Genomic DNA, 24,731 nt, shown 5'->3' on the forward strand with positions numbered 1-24,731 from the left:
TCCCTCCGTGCTTCACAGCTGCACCGGTGCGCGCCGCGGCTGTCTTCGCGACAGTGCTGCCAGTCTACGGAGCGTTCCGGCGAACCGACACGCGGACTCGGCCCGAATCCGGTGTGACTTCGCGTAACAGCGAAATCCCACGGATCGCTCGTGATCGCAATCACAGACAAATGGGATCCGTCGCAATCGACTCGACAACTCTTGTTCCACAAAACGACCGCCATGTCGGCTTAAGGTCGACATATGGGAACTGTGGTCGACGACCTGATAACGCGAGTGTTCGACGAAGTCCGATCACTCGACGAGGGCGAGTTGGCCGACTACATCCCCGAACTCGCGGCGGTCGCCCCCGATTCGTTCGGAATCTGCATCGCCACCGTCGACGGTTACGTCTACGAGATCGGCGACTCGCGAATCCCGTTCACCATTCAGTCGATCTCGAAACCCTTCACCTACGCCTTGGCTCTCGCCGATCGGGGAAGCGAAGCGGTTGCCGCGAAAATCGACGTCGAACCATCCGGCGAGCCGTTCAACGAAATCAGCCTCGACCCGCTCACCGAACGGCCACGAAACCCCATGATCAATGCCGGGGCGATCACCGCTGCATCACTGGTCGCCGGCCCGAATCCCGAGGCCCGCTTCGAGCGCATCCGCTCGGCGTACTCGAGGTACGCGGGCCGCGAACTGGCATTCAACGAGTCGGTCTACACCTCCGAGGCGCGCACCGGTCACCGCAACCGCGCGATCGGACACATGCTGCGATCCTTCGACGTCATCACCGGCAATCCCGACGAGGCCGTCGACCTGTATTTCCGTCAATGCTCGATCGACGTGACCTGCCGCGACCTGAGTCTGATGGCTGCGACGATGGCGAACAACGGTGTCAATCCGCTCACCCACGAGCGCGCGCTGGCCCCCGCGGGCGTCGAACAGGTCCTCAGCGTCATGGCTACGTGCGGAATGTACGACGGCGCCGGCAAGTGGCTGGTAGAGGTCGGATTGCCGGCCAAGAGCGGCGTCGGCGGCGGAGTCCTGGCGGTTCTGCCTGGCCAGATCGGCATCGCGGTGTACTCCCCCCGGCTCGACGTTCACGGAAACAGCGTTCGCGGAGTTGCGTCTGCCCGTGCACTGTCGAAGGAACTCGAACTGCACTTCCTCCACGTGACGCGGGCGTCACGCTCGTCGATCCGGGCCAGATACAGCGTCATCGAAGCACCGTCGCGAGTACGACGCACCCCGACCGAACAAGCTGTGCTCGACGACGTCGGCAAGCGCAGCCGGGTCTACGAACTGCACGGCGATCTCCTCTTCACCGGTGCCGAATCGGCGGTCCGCGAAATCGGCTCGGTGGACGAGGGCCTCGAAGTTGTCGTCATCGACGTCCGCCGTGTCGACGACGCCAGCGACGTCGCAGTACGCATGATCACCGCGCTGCAGGTTCAACTGGCCGAGCAGGCTTGTGCGGTAGCCGTCGTCGATCCGCAAGGACTGCTGGGACAACGAAGTTCGAGCATCGACCCCGCCAGAAGAAGTGGTCGGGTTTTTGCGGATCTCGATTCCGCCATGCAGTGGTGCGAAGACACGTTGCTTGCGGTGCATTGTGAGGCCGAACGGCAGGCGTCGACGATCTCGATCGAGGACCACCCAGTTCTCGATGCTCTGTCAGCGGCACAGATCGAGGGATTCTCGGCAGAGTTGGAGACTCGTACCTATGCCCGCGGCGAGAAGATCGCCCGCCGAGGTGAATCGGCGTCTGGCTTCTACCTGATTCTCAGTGGCCAGGTCAGCACCATGTTCACCGACGCACACGGGGTCGAGCACCGCATCACGACGCTCTCCGCCGGAATGACGTTCGGCGAGATGACGATGTTCCTCGACACTCCGTTCCTCAACGACATCCGCGCCGATTCCACGGTCACCGTGGCCGTGCTGACTCCGGAGCGATATGCAGAACTGACCGCGCAGGCACCCGAGTTGAAACTTGCGCTGCTCGAACGACTGGCTGCGGGAGCCTACGAGCAATTGGACCTGATGTTGCGGAGTGTCATATCCGCCGGACGAATCGGATAGGAAGTACACATGCCGACCACCGCCCTCACCTCGGAACCGTCCACTGTCACGGTGACCGGAACTGCCACTGCAACAGCTGTTCCCGACATCGTGCGGCTGACGATCGGAGTATCGGTGACACAGACGGCCGTTTCCGACGCATTCGACGCCGTCGCGCGTCTGTCCACTGCTCTGACCGAGACCCTGCACGCGCGCGGTGTGCGCGGAGCGGACCTCACCACCGCCGGGCTGAGCGTCCATCCGCAGACTCACTGGAGTGACGGAGGCCGCCAGGAGACAACAGGATTCACCGCATCGACAACTTTCCGAGTCGTACTGCGAGAGCTGGAGCCGGAAGCGGCGAACTCCCCCGCCGCCGTCATCGCGGCGTGTGTATCGGTGGGCGGCGACGCGATTCGGCTCGACGGGCTCGAGTTCGACCTCGACGACCGCAGCGATCTGGCGACAAAAGCACGCGAATTGGCATGGACGGCAGCCGAATCGAAAGCCAGACAGTTCGCAGACCTGGCAGACAAAGATCTGGTCGAAGTTCTCGAGGTGCTCGAGGACTTCGACCAGATCGTGCCGATGCGCGGACGTGTCGCGGCGATGAAAGCGGATTCGGCCCCGATAGCCGTCGAACGCGGAGAGATCGAAGAATCGATCTCTGTCCGCGTTCGATGGGCTATGGCGTGACAGAACTGTTCAGAAGACGCGGCCGGCGGTAGACCAGCCGGGCATGCGGATCAGCGAGTGAGGTTCTTCTCTTCGTTCTTCTCTTCGCGCTCTTCTTCGTACTTCTGCTCGGCGTCAGGAGTCGCGATGTCGATCGTGGTGCGCAGCGGACGGTTCGGGATGAAGATGACCGACACGAGCGTGACCACAGCGACGACGGCTGCGACCAGGAAGATCCGTCCTGTTGCGTCGCCGTAGGCGAACCGAACGATCTGCGAGACGAAGTCAGGCATATTGCTCAGGTCGAGGCCGTCCTGGAGGCTCTTTCCAGCTACTGCCTGCTGCTCGGGCGGCAAGGTGGAGACCGAATCGACTGTCAGTGTCTTGACGCGGGTCGCAAGAATCGAACCGAGCACCGACACGCCGATCGCGCCGCCGAACGTGCGGAAGAACGCCACGATACTGCTGGCCGCACCGATGTTCTCGACGCTGACCGTGTTCTGCACCGCGAGCACGATGTTCTGCATCAACATGCCGGTACCCAGACCGACGATGGCGATGAAGATTCCGATGGTCCAGAGGCTGGTGGCGTGGTCGATCGTCGACAGCAGCCCGAAACCGACCAGCAGCAGAACTGCGCCGGCGACGATGAAGGGCTTCCACTGACCGAACTTGGTGATCAGCTGTCCCGAGCCGACGGAGGCGACGAGCATGCCTGCGACCATCGGAATGGTGAGCAATCCGGCTTCGGTGGGATCGAATCCGCGTGCGGTCTGGAAGTACTGCGTCAGGAAGGTCGTCGCGCCGAAGAGGCCGACACCGACTGCGATCGAGGCGATGATCGCGAGAGCAGTTGTGCGCTCGGTGATGATCTTGATCGGCAGGATCGGATCCTTGACCTTGGATTCGACGAACATCGTCAGGCCGAGCAGGGCCAGACCACCGATGACGAAGAAGGCCGACTCCTTCGAGAACCAGGCGTAGTAGTCGTCCTGACCGGCAAACGAAACCCAGATCAGCAGGACGCTGACACCGGCGGTGAGCAAGGTGGCGCCCATCCAGTCGATGGAGACGTTGTCCTTCTTCACGGTCTCGACGTGCAGTGTGCGCTGAAGCAGGAACAGTGCGATGACTGCCAACGGAACACACACGTAGAAGCACCAGCGCCAGCCGGCAGTGTCCACGAGGACGCCACCGAGGATCGGTCCACCGGACATCGAGACGGCCATTGCCGCACCCATGTATCCGGAGTAGCGACCGCGATCTCGCGGCGGGATGATCGTGCCGATGATGGCTACGACGAGAGCGGTCAGGCCGCCCATGCCGATGCCCTGGATGACACGTGCACCGAGCAGCAACGGAACATTGTGCGCCGCGCCGGCGATGACCGAGCCGATCACGAAGATGACGATCGCGGTCTGGACCAGGACCTTCTTGTTGTAGAGGTCGGCCAGTTTGCCCCAGATCGGCGTCGATGCCGCGGTGGCGAGCAGTGCCGTGGTGATGATCCACGCGTACTGCGTCTGAGTTCCGTGCAGTTCACCGATGATCGTGGGAAGCGCTGTCGAAACGATGGTGCTACTCAGCAGCGCGGTGAACAGCGCTGCGATGAGTCCGGTGAGTGCTTCGAGAATTTCGCGGTGAGTCATCGCGCCCGCTTCGCGAGCCGATCCGTCACCTCCGGTACTTGCCCGGGTTTCTCCTACTGTTGCTGCCATGTGCCTTATCTCCCAATACTTTCTACGCCCGTGTGCGGAACTGCCGGTGAGGCCTGCCGATTCGATGCGCCGAACGTCTCATTGAGACGTTGCAGCGATGTCACTGCGGCCATGGCCTCTTCCTGGCTCCAGTCTTCGAGCATGTTGCGCAAACGCGCCGCACGCCGCTGCGTGGTTCTCCGTAAAACGTCGTGTCCCTCTTCCGATACTCGGATGCGGAACGCCCGCTTGTCAGCCGGATCGGGATTTCTCTCGACATACCCCGCGTCGACCAGATCCGACATTTGCCGGCTGAGCGACGACTGACTGACACATAGATCGACGGCCAATTCGTTCTGTCGGCACTCCCCACGCGCCGCCAGCATGAACAACACACTGACCAGCGCAGGCGGCAGCAGGCTGTCTGCACCGGTGGTGACCGCGGCTCGCAGCGATCTGCCGAACATGAAGATCGTGTCGACGAGCGCTTGGGCCGTCTCCGGCTGTACCGACATTGCCTACCCCTGAATTCGAGTGGCCCGAACGAGCCGTGACTTGAAAACGGAAAACTACTTGCAGAACGAAACTATACGATTAGTTGCGTAATGCAAGCAACTGTTCTGAACGCGAGAAGCGTCACACCGTTTCAGGGAAAGATTTCGGGACGCGTCAGCGTTCGAGGAGCGCGATGCACTCCATGTGGTGTGTCTGAGGGAAGGCGTCGAACGCCCGGAGGCCGCCGATTCTGAAGCCCTGCTCCAGGTAGAGACCGATATCGCGGCCGAACGACGCCGGGTCGCACCCGATGTGCACGATCCGTTCGGCGCCCGTTGCGGCGAGAGCTTCCACGACCGGACGGCCGGCTCCCGCACGTGGCGGGTCGAGCACGACGACGGCAGGCGAACGCTCCAGATCCGCGATGACGTTCTCCACGCGGGCGCTGTGGAAGCGCACCTGACCGAGATCGGACAGAGCTGCCCGCCCGTCCGCGACTGCGCGCGCCGAAGATTCGACGGACTCCACCACGCCGGACGGCCCGACAAGGTCGGCGAGCACGGCTGCGAAAACCCCGACTCCGCCGTAGAGATCCCACGCCGTGTCCGCGGTAGCGGCTCCGGCCCACTCCCCGACCACCTGTGAGTACGCGTTCGCAGCGCCGCGATGTGCCTGCCAGAAACCGGTCGCGGCCAGCGCCCATTCTCGATTGCCGACGCGCTCGATCACTGTGTCCGATCCGATGGCCACTCGGGTCTTTCGCGGGCCGCCGCTCGCCGCTCGGCGTGCCATCGCGCCGCGACGCCCCGGAGTCCGCCGTCCCGTCTTGGACACCGCGGGTGCGGCAATTTCCACGACGTGCCGCTGACCGGCAGCGTCGAGAACGACCTGCAGCTCGCTCCCTGGCGCCCATTGCGCACCGCCGAGACCGTCGTACGCGCTCTGATCGATCTGGGTGCAGCGCAGGTCCGTGACGATCCGGTTGCTCCGGTACGCGTGGTATCCCGCGACCCCGTGCCCGTCCACCGCCAACCGGACTCGCGTGCGCCAACCCGTTCCGTCTCCGGTTCCAGGTAGTTCCTCTACCGCGACGTCCGATTCGACACTAGCGAGTCGCAGAAGCTGCTCACGCACGACCGAGGTCTTCATCTCACGTTGGACACTCAGATCCGCATGCGAGTAGTCGCAGCAGCCCGCCCCGCCCGGGCCGGAGATCGGGCATGTCGGATCGATGCGATGCGGAGATGCGTCGAGAACTGTGATCGCGTCGGCGCGGCAGAACGATCCGCCCTTGTCCTCCGTCACCCGGACCAGCGCCCGCTCCCCCGGCAAACCGTGACGGACGAACACGACCCGTCCCTCGTGCCGGGCGACGACGAACCCGCCGTGACCGGGGTTGCCCAGATCGACCTCGAAGGTCTGCCCGGTCCAATTCTCACTCAACGAACTACGCCTGCCATTTCGATGTTGCCGATCATTTTTCGCCGGTGATCATTTCTCGCCGGTGTCGTAACCGCGACGCGTGGCGCCTGCGGTCTTCTCGATGTCCAGCGGCTTCGCCTTTGCCGACGAACTCAGCTGCCACGGAACGCTGGTCACCATCACGCCGGGCTGGAAGAGCAGACGACTCTTCAGACGAAGCGCGCTCTGATTGTGCAGGATCTGCTCCCACCAGTGTCCGACGACGTACTCGGGAATGAAGACGGTGACGACATCACGCGGAGCATCGCGTCGTACACGCTTGACGTAATCGAGAACCGGCTTGGTGATTTCGCGGTACGGCGACTCGATCACCTTGAGCGGAACCGTCACGTCGCTCTTCTCCCACTCACGCACGAGTGCACGGGTGTCGGGCTCGTCGACGTTGACCGTGATGGCTTCGAGAGTGTCCGGTCGCGTGGCTCGCGCGTAGGCGAGAGCTCGCATGGTCGGCATGTGCAACTTCGAGACGAGCACGATCGAGTGCGTGCGGCTGGGCAGTACGCCGTCCCACTCCTGCTCCTCGAGCTCGGCTGCGACGCTGTCGTAGTGCTTGCGGATCATCTTCATCACGATGAAGATCGCGACCATCGCGACGATGGCGATCCAGGCGCCGGCAGCGAACTTGGTGATCAGAACGATGATCAGGACGGTGGCGGTCATTGCGAGACCGATCGAATTGATCACTCGCGAGCGCTGCATCCGGGCCCGCTGTGCCTTGTCGGTCTCGGACTTCAGATGCCGAGTCCAGTGCTTGATCATGCCCGTCTGGCTGAGCACGAACGAGACGAAGACGCCGACGATGTACAGCTGGATGAGCTTGGTGACCTCGGCGCCGAACACCACGACGAATGCGATCGCAGCACCGGAGAGGAAGAGGATTCCGTTGCTGAATGCCAGTCGGTCGCCGCGCGTGTGCAGCTGACGCGGTAGGTACCGGTCCTGCGCCAGGATCGATCCGAGTACCGGGAATCCGTTGAACGCGGTGTTCGCGGCCAGAACCAAGATCAGTGCCGTGACGATCGCCATGAAGAAGAATCCGATCGGGAAACCACTGAACACGGCTTCGGCGATCTGCGCGATCAAGGTCTTCTGGTGGTAACCCTCCGGCGCACCGACCAGCTGTTCCTGCGGATTGTGTGCGTAGACGATGCCGATCTTCTGAGCCAGGATGATGATGCCCATCAACAGGACGATGGCGATCGACCCGAGCAGCAGCAAGGTCGTGGCCGCGTTGCGCGATTTCGGCTTCTGGAACGCCGGTACGCCGTTACTGATGGCCTCGACGCCGGTCAAGGCAGCACAGCCCGAGGAGAAGGCGCGCGCGATCAGGAACGCGAAGGCAATTCCGTACAGATGCGAATCCTCGGCGTTGAGCGTGAACGACGACGATTCCGCGTGCACGTCCTCGCCGAGAACGTAGATCCGGAAGAACCCCCACCCGAGCATCAGGAACATGCCGACGATGAATGCATAGGTCGGAATAGCGAACGCGGTCCCCGATTCACGGATACCGCGAAGGTTGACCGCGGTCAGCAACACGATCGCCGCAACCGCGAACAACACCTTGTGCTGTGCGACGAACGGCAGAGCCGAGCCGATGTTCGACGCCGCCGACGAGATCGACACGGCGACCGTCAGCACGTAGTCGACCATCAGCGCACTACCGACGGTCAGACCGGCGGTCGGGCCCAGGTTGACCGTCGCGACCTCGTAGTCGCCGCCACCGGACGGGTATGCATGGACGTTCTGGCGGTAGCTCGCCACCACCACAGCCATGACGATGGCGACGGACAATCCGATCCAGGGCGTGTACGCATACGCGGAAATACCCGCGACGGAGAGAACCAGGAAGATTTCTTCGGGGGCATACGCGACGGACGACATCGCGTCGGACGCGAAGACCGGTAGTGCAATTCGCTTGGGTAGCAGCGTGTGCCCGAGTTTGTCGCTTCGGAACGGCCGACCGAGCAGGAGCCGCTTGGTAGCGGTCGAGAGCTTAGACACGTGCAAAGCGTAAGCCGTCTCGCCCGATTCGGAGTCATCAGAGCCCCAACTTCACCTTTTGTCGTGACACCCGGCACGCAGGCGACCGTTGTACTTGCTCTTCCCGTGAGGGGCTGTACCGTTCGATTCGGCGTGCAATCGCGCCATGAGGGTCCATGAACGGAGTAGGGCGTGTATGTCGTCATCATGGGGTGCGGTCGAGTGGGTTCTTCCCTCGCCGCGTCTCTGACCAGGATCGGACATGAGGTCGCCGTCATCGACCGCGATCAGAGTGCGTTTCTGCGTCTCGATCTCGACTTCCCGGGAACCAAGGTTCTGGGAATGGGGTTCGACCGTGACGTGCTGGTCCGGGCGGGCATCGAGCGGGCCGACGCCTTCGCTGCGGTGTCATCGGGAGACAACTCCAACATCATCGCAGCGCGAGTCGCACGCGAGACTTTCGGCGTCGAACGCGTCGTCGCGCGTATTTACGACGCCAAGCGTGCCGCTGTTTACGAGCGCCTCGGCATCCCCACCGTCGCGACCGTGCCGTGGTCGACGGATCGCTTCCTTCACACGCTGACCAAGGAAAGTCAGACCGCGAAGTGGCGCGATCCTTCGGGCACTGTTGCGATTACCGAACTTGCCCTGCACGAGGATTGGGCCGGCAAGCCGATCGCACTACTCGAGAGCGCGACCAGTTCGAGAGTCGCCTTCATCATCCGATTCGGAACCGGCGTGCTCCCCGATCGCAAGACCGTCATCCAGGCCGACGACCAGGTCTACATCGCCGCGGTATCGGGAACTGTCGCCGAAGCGATCGCACTGGCCGGCAACCCGCCGCCGAGTGACGACTGACGGAGGCCGCAGATGACTGATCCGAACGCCGCCCCTCACAACAAGCCTGCGACTGTGTTGCACTACAACGTGATTGGAAGTTCTCGATGAAGGTCGCCATCGCCGGAGCCGGCGCCGTAGGCCGCTCCATTGCGCGAGAGCTGATTCGAAGCTCACACGACGTCATGCTGATCGAGCGCAAACTCGATCACATCGAACCGGAGTCGGTGCCCGAGGCGAAGTGGGTACACGCGGACGCGTGCGAACTCAGCCGCCTCGAGGACGCGTCGATGGAGTCCTACGAGGTCGTGATCGCCGCAACCGGAGACGACAAGGCCAACCTGGTCCTCAGTCTGCTCGCGAAAACCGAGTTCGGCGTTCGCCGAGTTGTCGCCCGCGTCAATGATCCCCGCAACGAATGGCTCTTCGACGAGTCGTGGGGCGTCGACGTCGCCGTCTCGACACCGCGGATGCTCGCTTCGCTCGTCGAAGAAGCCGTCTCCGTCGGTGACCTGGTCAAACTGATGACACTGCGGCAGGGGCAGGCCAATCTCGTCGAGATCACGTTGCCCGACAACACACCTCTTGCCGGAAAAGCCGTCAAGAAGCTCGAACTTCCGCGGGACTGCGCACTGGTCACCATTCTGCGGGGTGGGCGTGTGATCGTCCCGCAGATGGACGATCCCATCGAAGGTGGAGACGAACTCCTGTTCGTCGCGGCCGTCGACGCCGAGGATCAGTTGCGCGTTGCACTCCGCCTGGAGAATTGACCGACGAACACACTGACGACGAAAGGGAATCACATGGCACAAGCACCCGAAAACACCGTAGTCACCGACAATCCAGCCCAGAGCCGGTACGAGATCCATGCAGACGGCGACCCCGCCGGCATCGAGGACTACACCACGTCCGGTGACGTCGTCTCGTTCAACCACACCGAGATCTACCCGGCCTTCGAAGGTTTCGGGCTGGCCGCGATTCTGGTCCGCCAGGCTCTGGACGACCTACGCGCCCGTGGTCTCAAGGTTCACCCGGTCTGCCCGTACGTCGTGAAGTTTCTCGACAAGCACCCCGAGTACCAGGACCTGATCAGCTGAGATCGCGGTCTTCGCGCGGCTTCGTCAGATTCACCGAGCCCACCTCTTCGGACCCTGCGTCCGTTGCGGTGGGCTCGCTGCTTTCGGGCTCCACAACCGGTTCCGGCTCGACGATGCGATCGGCCTTCCGCACAGCCCAGACCGTCACGAGCAGCACCAAACCGGTCAATGGCCAACCCATGCCGATACGCGCGACTGCGAGCCATCCGGTGTGGTCGGTGTCGTAGAGCTGTGACTGAACGAGATACCGTGCACCGAAGACCAGCGCCCACGCCGCCGTCGCGATGTCGTAGAGCCGGACGGCGGAGCTGTGCTTGCGCCACAGATTGCCGTGCCCGTTGAGATAACCCCAGATGATTCCGACGAGGGGCCAGCGCACGAGGATGGAAATCAGGAAGACCGCACCGTAGGCGAGGCTCGTGTAGATACCGAAGAGGAAATATCCTTTGGCATCGCCGGTGCGATAGGCGATGAACGCGGAAACTCCGACTCCGAGAAACCCGGAAATTGCGGGTTGGAGGGAATCCTTGCGGAAAAGGCGCCAGGCCGCGATAGCGACAGCGACGCCCAATGCGGCCCAGATTGCCGCGGTAAGGTTCCAGATGCTGTTGACCGGGACAAAAATCAGAATCGGCAAAGACGAATAGATCAGACCACTCAGCCCGCCGAGTTGGTCGATTACCGATCGCTGTTGTGTTTCAGTCACCTGTCGAGGGTGCCACAGTCACCGAGTTGCACGGTAAATGCGGGAAACGCGCCTATTCGCCGCGCAGTTCGTAGTAGGGGTTGAAGATCGCCTTGCGACCGTCACGCTCGCCCACACGACCGCGGATCAGCAGGGTCTTACCGGTCTCGATTCCCGGGATCCGACGACGCCCGATCCAGACGAGATTGATCACCTCGGTGCCGTCGAAGAACTCAGCCTCGATGCTGGCATTTCCCGACTTGGGACACGCGTCGACGCTACGGAGTCGGCCCACCATCGTGACTTCTTCACCGCGACGACAATCGCAGGCCTTCTGACCTCCGGAAGCCTTGTTGGACTCGGCCATCTCCTGGGCGTCCAACTGGTCGACGTCCTCGGTCAGACGCTGGGTCAGTCGACGAAAATATCCTGCGGCGGCGGGTGCCATTGCGCGCTCCTGCGAACATGTGTGACGCAAGGGTTTCGCGTCACGTGAAGGGCTGTGTGATCGCCACTGTAGACCCATTACGAGCGTGTAACCACACCGGTCAGTCCGCGTCTCGGGGGCACCGGGCAAGATCAAAAGATGCAGAACTCAGAATCGGCGACCGTTGCCGTCGTTCTCCCAGGTACAGGCTCTGACGCCCACTTCGCAGATCGCGCATTCCGGACGCCGCTAGCGGCTCTGGGTGTGCGCATCGTCGCAATTGAACCGGACCCTCGGCGTGTCGTGGACGGCTATCTGGACGCGATGGACCGAGCCGCGGACACGCACGGCCGAATCATCGTCGGAGGCGTCTCGATCGGGGCCGCCGTGGCGCTCCAGTGGGCCGCCGACAACCCCGATCGAACCGTGAGTGTGTTGGCAGCACTTCCGGCCTGGATCGGGTCGGCGGACGACGCACCCGCTGCAGCGAGCGCGAGGTTCACCGCAGCACAACTGCACTCCGAAGGGTTGGAGGCGGTGATCGCAGCGATGCTCGCGTCGAGTCCGACGTGGCTCGGAGCCGAACTCGAGCGCTCCTGGCGCTCTCAATGGCCCGATCTCCCGGCCGCGCTCGACGAGGCGGCGTCGTACCACTCGCTCAGCGAGAGCGCGTTACAGGCGGTGGGCATTCCGGTCGGCATCGCTTCGGCGGTGGACGATCCGGTTCATCCCGCGGCAGTGGCGCAGGCCTGGGCGAATGCACTCCCCCGCGGCGCAGTCGCCACGACGACGCTCGACATGATCGGGCGCGACCCCGCGGTTCTCGGGGCCACCTGCATCAAAGCGCTCGCGGCGATCGAATCCGATACCACCGCGAGCGCCTGAAAGAAACCCTGCTACTGACCCAATTGCTGCATGGCAGAACCGGATTCGCCGCTACGCGGCGGCGGGGTCGGTCGCGCTGGAGGGGCCGGCGGAGCGGGCGGAGCTGACTGCTGTTGCTGCTGCTGGGCGGCGACTTGTTGCTGCTGCGCTGTTGCCAACTGCTGCTCGTGTGCGGCCGCCAACTGCTCAGCGAGTACCTGCGGGAGCACGACGGGCAGCGGTGTCCGCACCGGATGCGGCTCCGATCCTCGGTTGACGACGGTGTCTCGCAGGATGTCGCGCGCGATTGCGACCAAAGGGGTGTTCGCGGCGGTGGATCCGCTCGGACCCGCTACCACGCAGCGCACCATCCACCGCGGACCGTCGACGCCGATGAACCGCAGGTCCATGTTGGCCGTCACGGCAGCCAGTTCCCGGCCCCAAGGGCCGTTCTCGACGCTCACCGCAGAATTGTCGTCGCGAAGCGACTGCGCGAGTTCGGCAACGACCTCACGCCACTGACCGGGTGATTTCGGGGCGGCGTATGCAGCAACCGTGATGCGGCCATGTTCGGTGACCAGGTGCACGGCCTGCGGCGAACCGTTGGGTGCCATCTCGACCTGCAACTGTCCGCCGGTCGGCATCGGCACCAGAACGGAACCGAGATCCAGGCGCTGACCGTCACGGCCTGCCGTCGGATCGTCGGAATCGATCTCCGTGATGTCGTAAGGGCCTTCCGATTCGTCACCGAACTCGTCGCCGGCGACGTCGAGATCGTCTTCGACCTCGTCGATCTCCACCGACTCGTCGTTCTCGTCACCGAAGAAGCTGGTGGTTTCCTCGTCGACGTCTGTCTTCTTCTTGCGTCCGAACATGATTCAGACTCCCTCTCCGACGACCGCGCCAGGCGCATCGGTATCGAGTATCGCGTGACCGCCGCTGGAACCGTAGCCTCCGGTTCCTCTGGTCGTGTCGTCCAGCGACTCGACTTCCTCGAAAACCGGAAGTTCGACTCGTTGAACCACGAGCTGAGCGATTCGGTCACCGCGGCGGATGTCGATGGCTGTGGCCGGATCGAGATTGATCAAGCAGACCTTGAGTTCGCCCCGGTATCCCGCGTCCACGGTTCCGGGCGCATTAACGATCGACAGTCCCGATTTGGCTGCGAGTCCGGAACGCGGATGGATCAACCCGACGGTGCCCACCGGCAACGCGATCGCGATCCCCGTTCCGACCAGTGTTCTATGGCCGGGTTCGATGGTGACGTCGCTGGTGGAGCACAGATCCACACCCGCATCTCCGGGATGCGCACGCTGTGGAACGGGCAGGTCTGGATCCAGTCGCTTCAAGGCGATGGAGAGATGGTCGCTCACGTGGGCCAAGACTACTCGTAGCGACGGACTATCCTTGACAGGTGCCCGAAACATCTCGACCTGACGTCGCCACCACAACGCCCCCGTCCACGACGCTGTTCTCCGAGCGCCTGTGGGTGCCGATCTGGTGGTGGATCGCCGGGCTGGCCGTAGCCGGACTCCTCGCGGCCGAGGTCCACATGGGCCGCCCGGGGCTTCTCTCGTACCTGGCGTACGTCGTGCTGCTCCCCATCCCGATCTGGGCGGCATTCTGGCTCAGCCGGATGCGCGTCGAGGTGGTGGAGACAGCAGGGGTGAAAGAACTGCACGTGGGTCGAGCCCACCTGCCGGTCGAACTGATTTCGCGGGCGGCAGCAGTGCCGGCTTCCGCAAAGAGTGCGGCGATGGGGCGCCAACTCGATCCGTCGGCGTTCGTCCAACATCGCCCATGGGTCAAGACAATGGTGTTGATCGTGCTCGACGACCCGGAGGATCCCACGCCGTACTGGCTGGTGAGCACACGTCGTCCCGCTGATCTGCTGGCTGCGCTGGATCGCTGATCAGCGCGGTCACAGCAAAGCAGTACTTCCCGACCCTTGGTCGACCCGCGAGCTGACGGGTCGACCACCGGGAAGGGAGATCAGGCAGCGCAGTCCATGCATACGAGCTGTCCGTTGGCATCACTGGCCAGGCGGCTGCGGTGATGAACCAGGAAGCAGCTCGAACACGTGAACTCGTCTGCCTGCTTCGGAACAACTCGAACCGAGAGTTCCTCGCCGGAAAGGTCGGCACCCGGCAGCTCGAAGGACTCCGCGGTGTCCGTCTCGTCGATGTCGACGACGGCTGACTGCGCTTCGTTGCGTCGCGCCTTCAGCTCCTCGAGAGAGTCCTCCGAAACCTCGTCGGACTCTGTACGCCTCGGTGCGTCGTAGTCAGTTGCCATCTCGTCTACCCCATCCTCTTCGTGTATCCCGGTCCCGTGTGCGCCGAGAATCCGGTAGATCCTTGATGCGCATGGAAACCGCCGTGGCATCCAGATCATTCCCTGTCGCTGCATAACGCTGCAGGACTGGAATTAGTGCCCGGAAGTTCCTTCCGAGAACGTGATCTGCGCCTCATTTGGTTGTCATTTCGGCGTCCGGCCGATGCCCAGTTGAACGACCTGGGCCGCCAGACAGTAGCCGACGTGAGCACGAAAGTAGTAACCGAATCGGAAATTTCCGAAAAATGACTGCGAATTGTCACCAAGGCAAGAGCAAGCTGTGACCTTTCGGCGACATTTTCAGACCGGATCCGGGTAGAAACTGCCCGCTAGTTGCCCAACTACCGTTGGGCGATCGCCAGCGGCCCGACGCGTCGAGCCGCGCTTCGGCTGTGTCGTCACACAAGCCCTCTAAGGTAGGCACCGAACGTCATGCCGGCGCCGCTCGGCCCGATGGCGAAGTAGAAGTTTCGTCAAGAAAGTCGAGGGATACCGTGGTTTCTCTGATCACCGAAGGCAGCTCTACCGATGACCAGGGACGTCCGTTCCGCCGTCGGCGCGCGTGGCCGGTGATCGCCGTGTTCGCGGTACTCGCATTGATCGGCAGTGTCTTGTGGGTCCGCATCCTGAGCGCCGAGGCAGAAGTCAGTGACACCGTCGCCTGCAACCTCCCGCAGCCTTCCTCCGATCCCTCGGCAGCGGCGCCACTACCGCTGGGAACCGTCGTCGACCGTTCGAAGCTGCTCGACGTGGATCCCGCTCCCCTGGCGGCCACCAAGGTTCGTGTGTTCAACGCCAACGGCGAACACGGTCAGGCCGCCCAGGTGGCAGCGCAACTGAGCGAGTTCGGCTTCTCCAGCGCGCCGGACGTCCAGGTCGGAAACGACCCCGTCTACGTCGACCAGAACATGGAGTGCCAGGGTCAGATCCGCTTCGGAGCGAACGGCCTCGCCGCCGCCAGTTCCGTCTGGCTGGTCGCCCCCTGCGCCGAACTGGTCCAGGACGGCCGCGGCGACGACACCGTCGACCTGGCTCTCGGCACCTACAACAAGGGCGCCCTGACCCCCAACACCGACGCCACCGCGATCCTGCATGCTCTGGCCGAGCAGCCCGCAAACGCCGAAGTCGCTCCGATGGACATCGCACTGCTCAAAGCAGCGCGCACGGCGCGCTGCTGACAAACCCGGTTCGGCCTCAGCTCGGAATCGGCTGATCTGCGCCGATCGAACTGAGCATGTGCGCGAACTGCTCGGCGATCGCCGGAGCCACCGCATAGACGACATCGCCGTCGGCCGACGTGGAATTGGGCGCCGGGACGTTGATCACGGCGCCCGCTTCGGAAGCGATCAGGGAGCCCGCGGCCCAGTCCCACGGACTCAGCCCGTGCTCGAAGTGAGCGTCGACCCGGCCGGTGGCAACCATGCACAGATCCAAAGCAGCCGAACCTATGCGTCGGATGTCGCGAACCTGCGGCAGGATCTGCCCGATCAAGGTGCCCTGCACCTTTCGGCGATCCGCTCCGTAGCCGAAACCGGTGGCCAACAGAGCCATTGACAGTTCGGTCACCTCATTGGCGTGCAGTTCGCTGACGACGCCGTCGGCCGTGGCCATGGTTGCGCCGCCGCCCCGGTGCGCGGAATACGTTGTTTCCAGCGACACGTCGACGACAGCCCCGGCCACTGAGATCCCGTCGATCTGTACGGCCACCGAAATGGCGAATGCGGGGATTCCGTAGAGAAAATTCACCGTGCCGTCGATGGGATCGACAACCCATCGAACTCCCGCGGAATCGTCGGTGTCTCCGCCACCTTCCTCACCCAAGATCGAATCTGCAGGGCGCAATTGCGCCAGAAGGTCGCGAATCACCTGTTCGGTTTCGGTATCGACCACCGTGACGGGATCGGTCGGCGTGCTCTTCGCAGCAACCGAACCACCCTCGGAGGCACCGGAACCCACCAGGCCGAATACCTCGGGCCGACGCACGCGGACGTGTTCGGCTGCGCGTTCGGCGACGGCTACGGCAACTGCCCGCAATTGTGCGGGGTCCAGAGAATCGGCGGAAAAGTCGGGCAACGTTCTTTCTGAAGGGCGCACCGGACCATCGCAACACATCTCTACCGAGGGGCACCACTCGAACGCCTGGAGTCGCACGCGCCCGAGTCCTTGTTCGGGTTAGTGTTTGCAACGGTAGATCGTGACCTCGAATTCGACACTCAGGAGCGCAGGACGATGACAACCACAGGTTTCGGGATCGACGTCGGCGGCAGCGGCGTCAAGGGCGGCACGATCGACCTGAGCACCGGGGAAATGATCGGTGACCGCATCAAGATCCTGACCCCGCAGCCGTCCACTCCCGATGCGATCGCGGGCACTGTGGCCGAGATCGTCGAGCAGGCAAAGTGGACCGGGCCGGTCGGCATCACGTTGCCCGCTGTCGTGACCGGCGGCGTCGCGCGCAGCGCCGCGAACATCGACAAGTCCTGGATCGACACCGACGCGGCCTCGCTCTTCGGCAAGGCCCTGGGCGGGCGCGAAGTCACCGTCCTCAACGACGCCGACGCCGCCGGAATTGCCGAGGACTCGTTCGGCGCGGGCAAGGACACCTCCGGCGTCGTGATCCTCTTGACCTTCGGCACCGGAATCGGATCTGCCGTGTTGCACAACGGAGTTCTGTTGCCCAACACCGAGTTCGGCCACCTCGAGGTCGACGGCAAGGAAGCCGAGCATCGAGCGGCGTCGTCGGTGAAGGAAAAAAAGGACTGGAGCTACAAGGAGTGGGCGGTCGAGGTCTCCCGAGTTCTAACCACCTTCGAGAACCTGCTGTGGCCTGATCTCTTCATCGCCGGAGGCGGAATCAGCCGCAAACACGAGAAGTGGATTCCGCACCTGACCAACCGCACGAAGGTCGTCCCCGCCACCCTCCTCAACACCGCTGGAATCGCCGGAGCTGCGCTCGCGTCGGTCGGACTGACCAGGCCGGCCCCCGTCGCCGGATGAGAAAACCTGCACGTGAAAAGCGGAAAATCTACCTGTTACGGCCCGCCGTGACGTAAGAGTTTCCTGAGAGTCGTTACAATGGTGAAGTCCGGCTGCGCGCCGGCCAACAACCATTGACCTCTCCGCCGGATCACCACTCTGGCGTGACGCCGCACGACACCGTCACGAAAGGGCGTACGTGGCAGCCACCGATACACGTCAGACTGCTGATTCTCCATCAGAGTCAGAGCCACAATCTCCAGCCGTGGAGGCGGCCACCGTCACCGCTCCGGCAGCCAAAAAGGCTCCGGCGAAAAAGGCTCCCGCCAAGAAGGCAGCAGCAAAGAAGGCTCCGGCCAAGAAAGCTCCGGCCAAGAAGGCAGCAGCTAAGAAGGCCAGCCCCAAGAAGGCCGGCGATCCTGATGCCGAAGACGGCGATGTCGAGTTGGAAGACATCGACATCACGGACGGCGACCTTGCCGAGGTCGAGTCCGATGTCGTCGAGGTCGTAGCAGTCGGCGAAGACGAAGAGACCGCTGCAGAGCCGTCCGAGAAGGACAAGGCTTCCGGCGACTTCGTCTGGGACGAGGAAGAGTCCGAGGCTCTTCGCCAGGCACGCAAGGACGCCGAACTGACGGCCTCCGCCGACTCGGTTCGCGCTTACCTCAAGCAGATCGGCAAGGTCGCACTCCTCAACGCCGAAGAGGAAGTCGAACTGGCCAAGCGCATCGAGGCCGGCCTCTACGCCGTGCAGATCATGCAGGATCTTGCTGACAAGGGCGAGAAGTTGCCTGCAGCTCAGCGACGCGACATGAGCTGGATCTGCCGCGACGGCAACCGCGCCAAGAACCACCTCCTCGAGGCCAACCTTCGCCTGGTCGTCTCGCTGGCCAAGCGCTACACGGGCCGCGGCATGGCGTTCCTGGACCTCATCCAGGAAGGCAACCTCGGTCTGATCCGTGCAGTCGAGAAGTTCGACTACACCAAGGGTTACAAGTTCTCGACCTACGCCACGTGGTGGATCCGTCAGGCCATCACCCGCGCAATGGCCGACCAGGCTCGCACCATCCGCATCCCGGTGCACATGGTCGAGGTCATCAACAAGCTCGGCCGTATCCAGCGTGAGCTGCTCCAGGACCTGGGCCGTGAGCCCACGCCGGAAGAGCTTGCCAAGGAAATGGACATCACGCCGGAGAAGGTGCTGGAAATCCAGCAGTACGCGCGTGAGCCGATCTCTCTCGACCAGACCATCGGCGACGAGGGCGACAGCCAACTCGGTGACTTCATCGAGGACTCCGAAGCTGTTGTCGCAGTCGACGCCGTCTCGTTCACTTTGCTGCAGGATCAGCTGCAGTCGGTACTCGAGACGCTGTCCGAGCGCGAAGCCGGCGTGGTTCGCCTCCGCTTCGGCCTCACCGACGGCCAGCCGAGGACTTTAGACGAAATCGGACAGGTCTACGGCGTCACGCGTGAGCGTATCCGTCAGATCGAATCGAAGACGATGTCGAAGCTGCGCCACCCGTCGCGTTCGCAGGTTCTGCGCGACTACCTCGACTAGTCACACCAGCTACGCGAAGAAGAGCCGCTCTCCAGATTTCCGGAGAGCGGCTCTTCTTCGTTTGCCGCCTCAGGCCAAGAGTGTGTCCCGGAGTTGTGCGATGTCCCCGTCGCTCAACTGCAGGCCGTCCCGGACGTAGTTGTCGAAGTTGCCGTACACCCGATCCACCGTGGCGAAAGACGTGTCCAGCCACGACTGTTCGACGCCGTCGATGAACGCACTCCCGGTGCGAGGTCCGGTGAGGTACTGGTTGCTGAGCATGTAGTCGGCGTTCACGTCGGCGCGGCTCACGCCGAGGAGGGTCAGAAGAACCGCAGTCATCCAGCCGGTACGGTCCTTGCCCGCCGAGCAGTGGTAGAGGACTGCACCCTCGGTGTTCGCGACGTTCACCAGAGCATCGTGGAATGCGCGGCTCGCCCCCGGATCGGTCGCCATCAACGCGTACATCGTGGGCATGTCCACCAGGGCCGGGAGGTTGGCGGGGTTGGTTCCGATGACGTCGAACCAGTTGGTTCGTGCCCCGTTCGGAATGCGGTCTTGCGAGAGCGTCCGTTCGACGACCGTGCGGAAGTCGTCCACCGATTCCACTCCGCGTTCGCTCAACGACGCGAGATCCGACGGCGTCAGCTTGTCGAGGGCATTCGAGCGAAACACCTTCCCCCACCGAACGGTCCGCCCCTCCTCGGTGACGTAGCCGCCGATGTCACGCGCGTTCGACGCACCCTCGAGATGCAGCGATCGGTCTGCGGCAACCTGCGCAGCTGCAGGTCCGGCTTGTTCGAGCGCGGGTATTCCCCCGGCGAGCGCCGGCACCGGACCGCACGAGAGGATCACCGCGCACAGGACTGTCGCGGCGGGACGGGCGATTCTGTTCGACATCCGGACAGAATAGGGCCGCAATCAGGACTTCGTACGAACCTTGATGTACAACGAGGCAACCGGTTCGATAACTCTTGCCGCCACTGGACCGATGACCGCCATCAGGAGCACGTAAGCCGTTGCCAATGCCGCCAGTTCGGCGTCGACCGCACCCGCGGACACCGCCAGCCCGGCGATGATGATGGAGAACTCACCGCGGGCGATCAGGGCGGCACCGGCGCGCGCTTGACCCATTCGCGCGACACCCTGACGTCTGGCCGCCCAGGCGCCGGTGATCAGCTTCGTGATCGCGGTGACGACGGCCAGGATCGCAGCCCACCCGAGGACGGGCGGAATGGAACTGGGATCGGTGTTGAGACCGAAGACCACGAAGAACATTGCAGCGAACAGATCTCGAAGGGGCTCGAGCACGCGACTGGCATTGTGCGCCGTCGACCCCGAGATCGCGATCCCGAGGAGGAACGCGCCCACAGCCGCCGACACCTGCATCGCCGAACTGATGCCGGCAACCAACAGTGCGGCACCGAGCAGCTTGAGCAGGAGCGTCTCGCTGTCGGGACTGTCCAGGAGCGCGGAGACGTACCGCCCGTATCGCAGGGCCACAACAAGAACCACGGTGATGACCAACAACGAGATCCCGACCGCTTCGAGCCCGCCCATGAAGCTGACGCCCGCAAGCATCGCGGTCAGAATCGGCAGATACAGCGCCATCGCCAGGTCTTCGAACACCAGAATCGACAGCACGACCGGTGTTTCGCGGTTACCGAGGCGCCCCAGGTCGCTGAGCACCTTGGCGATGATTCCCGAAGACGAGATGTAGGTGACGCCGGCCATGACCGTCGCCCCCACGACGCCCCAGCCGAGAATCAAGCCGACCACCGCGCCGGGAGTCGCGTTGAGGACGATGTCGACGATGCCCGCTACGCGTGAGCGTTTGAGACCGGTCACGAGCTCGGCCGCGGTGTATTCGAGCCCCAACAGCAACAAGAGCAGGACGATCCCGATCTCACTTGCCAGATGGGAGAACTCGCCGATGTCTCCGAGTTGGATGAAACCGCCCTGTCCGAAGCACAGGCCGCCGATCAGGTAGAACGGGATCGGCGACATCCCCACGCGAGCAGCGAGTCGTCCGAGCAGTCCGAGCGCGAAGAAGACCGCGCCGAGTTCGATCAGTGCGAGGGTGGTTGTGTCCACGCGCCAGTCAGCCGTTGGCCAAGATTTTTGCCGCTGCGGCCAAACCGTCCGGCGTTCCGACTGCTACGAGAAGATCTCCCCCGGTGAAGGTGAAGTCGGGGTTCGGGGACGGGCTGACCTGTCCGGCACGCATGACGGCGACGATGGAGACTCCGGTACGCGTGCGCATGCCGGTGTCCCCGAGGGTCTGCCCGTCGTAGCGCGAACCGTCCTTGATGTAGAGCTGTTTGGTTCGAATGCCCGGAAGGTCACGGTGCTCTTCTTCGAGCTGCGCAACGAGCTGTGGGGCACCCAGGAGATTGCTGAGCGCTGCCGCTTCCTCGGTGGTCAGAGGCAGCGAGGCAGCACACGCGTCAGGGTCGTCTGCCTTGGACACGATGAGGTCGGTATGACCGTCCCGATGGGTGACGACACCCACGCGACGACCGGAAGACAGAACAAAATCCTTGCGCGTCCCGATCCCCGGTAGTGGGGTGACTTCTACGTTCATATACCAACGGTAGCGCCGATCGGCGACCTGCATCGCGTGAGGGCCACAATCCGCCGGGAGCACTTCGCGGCGAGCGAACCGGCGACCTACCGAACCGGCGAAAACACGCCGTTCTCGTCCGGAAGATACTCGATGACAGCGGTGACGGCTGCGACCGGAATCGGGGCGTACAGATGCGGGAATCGCATCGATTCCGGGTCAGAAGGGACGCCCGGTTCGTACTTGACCTGACCACCGAGCAGGGCCGGATCGATGGCGAGAAGGACTATGTCTTCGCGGCCGGCGAAGATCCGATTCGCCGGGAGATGAACTTGCGCCGGAGTCGACATGTGAACAAATCCCTCCGCCTCGAATCCGTCGGGGATACGTTCGCCGTGCTGTTGTGCCCGCGCCCATTCCTCGCGCGTGCACATGTGGAGCAACTCGACGCTCTCGTCGACAAGTGGTTCGCGTCCCGGGTTCATCCGCCCAGAATATCGGGCTGAGGTCGGCGATTCGAATCAGCTGTCAGCGAACAATCTTCACCCGAGAATGCCTGTCCAGCGCATTTCCAGTGAGACACAACACTAAGAAACGCCTTCGGGAACAACCCGTAAACCCCAAACGTCTGTAAGAGTGGATCTACCGCGCCATTCCGACGCGGCGGACCAGGCCCCAGGCACGCGGCCCGAATGCCGCAAAGCCAGTACGGAGGAGTCATGCCCGGAACACTGACCAGCCCACAGTTGACCGCTGCCGACCGGTGCGACCGGTGCGGTGCCGGAGCACGCGTACGCGCCGTGCTTCCCACCGGCGGCGAGCTTCTCTTCTGCGGACACCACGCAACCGAACACGCGGATCGACTTCGCGAGATGAATGCCGTCGTCTCCGAAAGCGAACCCGCAATCTGACCTGTCAGCCGGGGGTGGCCTCTTCACGAGGCGCGCCATGAACGCCAGAACGGGCGATCACATTCACTGTGATCGCCCGTTCTGCCGTTCCGGGGCCGCAAGCACGCGAAGCGTGCGGGACCGGTATCGGCTGCTACCAGCTGCGTAGGATCGCGATGCGCTCGGTCAGCTGATCGACAGTCGCGATGGCCGTCGGCGGGCCTCCGCACACTCGGCGAAGTTCCGCGTGAATGATGCCGTGTGGTTTGCCGGTGCGGTGAACGTTCATCGCCACCAACCCGTTCAACTCCTTGCGGAGCGCTCCGAGCTGATCTGCCGTGGCCGCTCGATCGGATACCACTGCCGCCGTGGGTTGCGGTGCGGCGGCCTTGGCCGAGTTGGCCTCGACCTGTGTCTGCTGGCGTTGACGCAGCAACGCCCGCATCTGATCGGCGTCGAGTAGGCCGGGGAGACCGAGGTAGTCGGCTTCCTCGTCACTTCCGGCGAATGTCGCGGTACCGAAGGACGATCCGTCGTAGATCACCTGGTCGAGTTCGGCATCGGCGCCCAGGGACGTGAACGCCTTCTCCTCCTCGCCCAGCTCGTCCTTCTGCTTGTTCGCATCGGCGAGCAGGTCGTCTTCGAGGCCGTCCTTCTCACGATGCGGCTTGCCGAGCACGTGGTCACGCTGAGCCTCGAGCTGTGCAGCAAGGTCGAGAAGCACCGGCACCGACGGCAGGAAGACGCTGGCAGTTTCGCCCTTACGACGCGAACGCACGAAGCGCCCGATCGCCTGAGCGAAGTACAGCGGGGTCGACGCGCTGGTCGCGTACACACCGACCGCCAGACGGGGAACGTCGACGCCCTCGGACACCATGCGGACCGCGACCATCCATTTCTGGTCGCTCGCACCGAATTCGGCGATTCGCTTGGACGCGGTGGGGTCGTCGGACAGCACGACGGCCGGCTGTTCGCCGGTGATCGCCGTCAACGCCTTCGCGTACTCGCGGGCCACTGTCTGATCCGTCGCGATGACAAGTCCGCCCGCATCGGGCATACCCGTACTGCGCAGCTGCGCCAAACGGGTGTCTGCTGCTTGCAGCACGGCAGGAATCCAGTCGCCGGCAGGGTCCAAGGCCGTACGCCATGCCCGAGTCGTCTGCTCGGCGCTCAGCGGCTCGCCGAGCCGAGCGGTGAATTCCTCGCCGGCGTTGTTTCGCCACCGTGCCTCGCCCGAGTAGGCGAGAAACACGACGGGGCGAACCACGCCGTCCTTGAGGGCATCCGAATATCCGTAGGAGTGATCGGCTTTCGAGCGGAGCAGACCTTCCTTGTCCGGCTCGTACTCGACAAAAGGAATGGCACTGTCGTCACTGCGGAACGGAGTTCCGGTCAGTGCGAGACGCCTGGTCGCGTCGCCGAACGCCTCACGAATGGCGTCGCCCCAGCTCTTGGCGTCGCCGCCGTGGTGGATCTCGTCGAGGATGACCAGCGTCTTGCGGCCCTCGGTGCGCACACGGTGCTTCGACGGGTGCGAGGCAACCTGGGCGTAGGTCAGCACGACGCCGTGATAGTCACTCGAGGTCTGGCCGGTCGAGTTGGAGAACCGCGAGTCCAATGCCAGGCCGGATCGCTGAGCGGACTCCGCCCACTGGTGCTTGAGGTGCTCGGTCGGCGCCACGACGGTTATCTGGTCGACCGTCCGGTCACGGAGCAATTCCGAAGCTACCCGCAGAGCGAAGGTGGTCTTACCTGCTCCAGGCGTTGCGACCGCCAGGAAGTCACGCGGACTGCTGGAAAGGTACTTGGTCAGTGCACGGCGCTGCCATGCACGAAGGGAACCGGTAGGGGCGCCAGGTTGGGTTCCCGCGGATTGAGCTCCGGCGGGTTCGGGCGAATTGCCGAACTCGGCTGCCACGGTCTCAGACGTCATAGGCCGCGCCTCCACTGGAATCGCACTGTTGTCTCGCGCTCCTCGAATTTTCATCAATGTCCGGCGACGAGCCTAGCCGCCGCCACCGACGAAAGCCGCACTCGAAGCGCGTACTCATGGCCGTTCTCACTCCGGCCGGCGAGGTTTCGCTGTTCTCGCATCCTGCCGACCTGCACGCGAATTGTCTCAGAAATGTGCGACACGTCG

The 24,731-nt window shown here is 63.5% G+C and carries 26 protein-coding genes; 11 read left to right on the forward strand and 15 right to left on the reverse strand.

What is annotated here, in order from left to right:
* Window positions 1-243: 243 nt before the first annotated feature.
* Together glsA and ABX74_RS05675 are read left to right on the forward strand one after the other, a co-directional pair.
* A complete protein-coding gene (glsA, locus tag ABX74_RS05670) occupies window positions 244-2,070 on the forward strand; it encodes a glutaminase A (protein WP_047888397.1) in 1,827 nt (608 codons plus the stop codon).
* Window positions 2,071-2,079: 9 nt separating this feature from the next.
* A complete protein-coding gene (locus ABX74_RS05675; RefSeq protein ID WP_019748257.1) occupies window positions 2,080-2,745 on the forward strand; it encodes an SIMPL domain-containing protein in 666 nt (221 codons plus the stop codon).
* Window positions 2,746-2,795: 50 nt separating this feature from the next.
* Here the strand turns inward: ABX74_RS05675 and ABX74_RS05680 are convergent, their stop codons facing one another.
* The 4 genes from ABX74_RS05680 to ABX74_RS05695 form a co-directional block, all read right to left on the reverse strand.
* The gene (locus tag ABX74_RS05680; protein WP_019748256.1) at window positions 2,796-4,442 is read right to left on the reverse strand and encodes an MDR family MFS transporter; all 1,647 of its coding nucleotides are present in this window, start codon (window positions 4,440-4,442) and stop codon (window positions 2,796-2,798) included.
* A gap of 5 nt (window positions 4,443-4,447) precedes the next feature.
* Window positions 4,448-4,936 carry a MarR family winged helix-turn-helix transcriptional regulator gene (locus tag ABX74_RS05685; protein WP_003942624.1) on the reverse strand — a complete coding sequence of 163 codons (489 nt, stop codon included), beginning with the start codon at window positions 4,934-4,936 and terminating at the stop codon, window positions 4,448-4,450.
* Between the two features lie 154 nt (window positions 4,937-5,090).
* On the reverse strand, window positions 5,091-6,359 hold the full coding sequence (locus ABX74_RS05690) for a class I SAM-dependent RNA methyltransferase (RefSeq protein WP_047888398.1): 1,269 nt from the start codon (window positions 6,357-6,359) through the stop codon (window positions 5,091-5,093).
* 48 nt (window positions 6,360-6,407) lie between these two features.
* Window positions 6,408-8,402 (reverse strand): APC family permease, encoded by a 1,995-nt coding sequence (locus tag ABX74_RS05695; RefSeq protein ID WP_007732857.1) that lies wholly within the window; start codon window positions 8,400-8,402, stop codon window positions 6,408-6,410.
* A 171-nt stretch (window positions 8,403-8,573) separates the two neighbouring features.
* Here ABX74_RS05695 and ABX74_RS05700 point away from each other — a divergent pair, with 171 nt between their 5' ends.
* The 3 genes from ABX74_RS05700 to ABX74_RS05710 all read left to right on the forward strand — a co-directional run bounded on the left by ABX74_RS05700 (window position 8,574) and on the right by ABX74_RS05710 (window position 10,315).
* The gene (locus tag ABX74_RS05700) at window positions 8,574-9,239 is read left to right on the forward strand and encodes a potassium channel family protein (protein ID WP_019748254.1); all 666 of its coding nucleotides are present in this window, start codon (window positions 8,574-8,576) and stop codon (window positions 9,237-9,239) included.
* An 86-nt stretch (window positions 9,240-9,325) separates the two neighbouring features.
* Complete coding sequence (locus ABX74_RS05705; protein WP_003942632.1) at window positions 9,326-9,988, forward strand: potassium channel family protein; 663 nt, start codon at window positions 9,326-9,328, stop codon at window positions 9,986-9,988.
* A 33-nt stretch (window positions 9,989-10,021) separates the two neighbouring features.
* Window positions 10,022-10,315: a GNAT family N-acetyltransferase gene (locus tag ABX74_RS05710; protein ID WP_047888399.1), complete on the forward strand. Its 294-nt coding sequence runs from the start codon at window positions 10,022-10,024 to the stop codon at window positions 10,313-10,315.
* Here the strand turns inward: ABX74_RS05710 and ABX74_RS05715 are convergent.
* Both ABX74_RS05715 and ABX74_RS05720 read right to left on the reverse strand, forming a co-directional pair.
* Window positions 10,308-11,021 carry a DUF3159 domain-containing protein gene (locus ABX74_RS05715; RefSeq protein ID WP_019748252.1) on the reverse strand — a complete coding sequence of 238 codons (714 nt, stop codon included), beginning with the start codon at window positions 11,019-11,021 and terminating at the stop codon, window positions 10,308-10,310. The two genes, ABX74_RS05710 and ABX74_RS05715, sit on opposite strands and share 8 nt — an antisense overlap.
* Window positions 11,022-11,073: 52 nt before the next feature.
* Window positions 11,074-11,448 carry an OB-fold nucleic acid binding domain-containing protein gene (locus ABX74_RS05720; protein WP_003942613.1) on the reverse strand — a complete coding sequence of 125 codons (375 nt, stop codon included), beginning with the start codon at window positions 11,446-11,448 and terminating at the stop codon, window positions 11,074-11,076.
* 138 nt (window positions 11,449-11,586) lie between these two features.
* Here ABX74_RS05720 and ABX74_RS05725 point away from each other — a divergent pair, with 138 nt between their 5' ends.
* Window positions 11,587-12,312, forward strand: a complete 726-nt coding sequence (locus tag ABX74_RS05725) for an alpha/beta fold hydrolase (RefSeq protein ID WP_047888400.1) — start codon at window positions 11,587-11,589, stop codon at window positions 12,310-12,312.
* 11 nt (window positions 12,313-12,323) lie between these two features.
* Here ABX74_RS05725 and ABX74_RS05730 read toward each other — a convergent pair whose 3' ends face one another.
* Together ABX74_RS05730 and dut are read right to left on the reverse strand one after the other, a co-directional pair.
* Window positions 12,324-13,166: a DUF3710 domain-containing protein gene (locus ABX74_RS05730; protein ID WP_047888401.1), complete on the reverse strand. Its 843-nt coding sequence runs from the start codon at window positions 13,164-13,166 to the stop codon at window positions 12,324-12,326.
* A 3-nt stretch (window positions 13,167-13,169) separates the two neighbouring features.
* Entirely contained in the window at window positions 13,170-13,664 is a 495-nt protein-coding gene (dut, locus tag ABX74_RS05735; protein WP_003942635.1) for a dUTP diphosphatase, read from the reverse strand.
* 41 nt (window positions 13,665-13,705) lie between these two features.
* Between dut and ABX74_RS05740 the strand changes: the two genes are divergently transcribed.
* Window positions 13,706-14,203 (forward strand): DUF3093 domain-containing protein, encoded by a 498-nt coding sequence (locus ABX74_RS05740; RefSeq protein ID WP_019748248.1) that lies wholly within the window; start codon window positions 13,706-13,708, stop codon window positions 14,201-14,203.
* An 80-nt stretch (window positions 14,204-14,283) separates the two neighbouring features.
* Here the strand turns inward: ABX74_RS05740 and ABX74_RS05745 are convergent, their stop codons facing one another.
* Window positions 14,284-14,586 (reverse strand): DUF4193 domain-containing protein, encoded by a 303-nt coding sequence (locus tag ABX74_RS05745; RefSeq protein WP_003942593.1) that lies wholly within the window; start codon window positions 14,584-14,586, stop codon window positions 14,284-14,286.
* Window positions 14,587-15,119: 533 nt separating this feature from the next.
* On the opposite strand from ABX74_RS05745, the gene cei reads away from it, so the two are divergent.
* Window positions 15,120-15,803: an envelope integrity protein Cei gene (gene cei / locus ABX74_RS05750; protein ID WP_003942618.1), complete on the forward strand. Its 684-nt coding sequence runs from the start codon at window positions 15,120-15,122 to the stop codon at window positions 15,801-15,803.
* Between the two features lie 16 nt (window positions 15,804-15,819).
* On the opposite strand, the gene ABX74_RS05755 is transcribed toward cei, so the two are convergent.
* A complete protein-coding gene (locus tag ABX74_RS05755) occupies window positions 15,820-16,698 on the reverse strand; it encodes an inositol monophosphatase family protein (RefSeq protein WP_021344118.1) in 879 nt (292 codons plus the stop codon).
* 156 nt (window positions 16,699-16,854) lie between these two features.
* On the opposite strand from ABX74_RS05755, the gene ppgK reads away from it, so the two are divergent.
* Entirely contained in the window at window positions 16,855-17,622 is a 768-nt protein-coding gene (gene ppgK / locus ABX74_RS05760; protein ID WP_037120333.1) for a polyphosphate--glucose phosphotransferase, read from the forward strand.
* Between the two features lie 112 nt (window positions 17,623-17,734).
* On the forward strand, window positions 17,735-19,159 hold the full coding sequence (locus ABX74_RS05765) for an RNA polymerase sigma factor (RefSeq protein WP_370333980.1): 1,425 nt from the start codon (window positions 17,735-17,737) through the stop codon (window positions 19,157-19,159).
* 69 nt (window positions 19,160-19,228) lie between these two features.
* Here the strand turns inward: ABX74_RS05765 and ABX74_RS05770 are convergent, their stop codons facing one another.
* The 4 genes from ABX74_RS05770 to ABX74_RS05785 form a co-directional block, all read right to left on the reverse strand.
* Window positions 19,229-20,038: a tyrosine-protein phosphatase gene (locus ABX74_RS05770; RefSeq protein ID WP_047888402.1), complete on the reverse strand. Its 810-nt coding sequence runs from the start codon at window positions 20,036-20,038 to the stop codon at window positions 19,229-19,231.
* A gap of 21 nt (window positions 20,039-20,059) precedes the next feature.
* A complete protein-coding gene (locus ABX74_RS05775) occupies window positions 20,060-21,232 on the reverse strand; it encodes a cation:proton antiporter (protein ID WP_003943778.1) in 1,173 nt (390 codons plus the stop codon).
* Between the two features lie 7 nt (window positions 21,233-21,239).
* Complete coding sequence (locus ABX74_RS05780) at window positions 21,240-21,722, reverse strand: cation:proton antiporter regulatory subunit (protein WP_021344116.1); 483 nt, start codon at window positions 21,720-21,722, stop codon at window positions 21,240-21,242.
* 86 nt (window positions 21,723-21,808) lie between these two features.
* On the reverse strand, window positions 21,809-22,186 hold the full coding sequence (locus ABX74_RS05785) for a DUF952 domain-containing protein (RefSeq protein ID WP_047888403.1): 378 nt from the start codon (window positions 22,184-22,186) through the stop codon (window positions 21,809-21,811).
* 234 nt (window positions 22,187-22,420) lie between these two features.
* Between ABX74_RS05785 and ABX74_RS05790 the strand changes: the two genes are divergently transcribed.
* Window positions 22,421-22,612 (forward strand): hypothetical protein, encoded by a 192-nt coding sequence (locus ABX74_RS05790; protein ID WP_003942643.1) that lies wholly within the window; start codon window positions 22,421-22,423, stop codon window positions 22,610-22,612.
* 133 nt (window positions 22,613-22,745) lie between these two features.
* On the opposite strand, the gene ABX74_RS05795 is transcribed toward ABX74_RS05790, so the two are convergent.
* Window positions 22,746-24,524: a DEAD/DEAH box helicase gene (locus ABX74_RS05795; protein WP_020907558.1), complete on the reverse strand. Its 1,779-nt coding sequence runs from the start codon at window positions 24,522-24,524 to the stop codon at window positions 22,746-22,748.
* Between the last annotated feature and the right edge of the window lie 207 nt (window positions 24,525-24,731).

The sequence above is a fragment of the Rhodococcus sp. ARP2 genome, assembly GCF_001029585.1.
Lineage (GTDB): Bacteria > Actinomycetota > Actinomycetes > Mycobacteriales > Mycobacteriaceae > Rhodococcus_F > Rhodococcus_F erythropolis.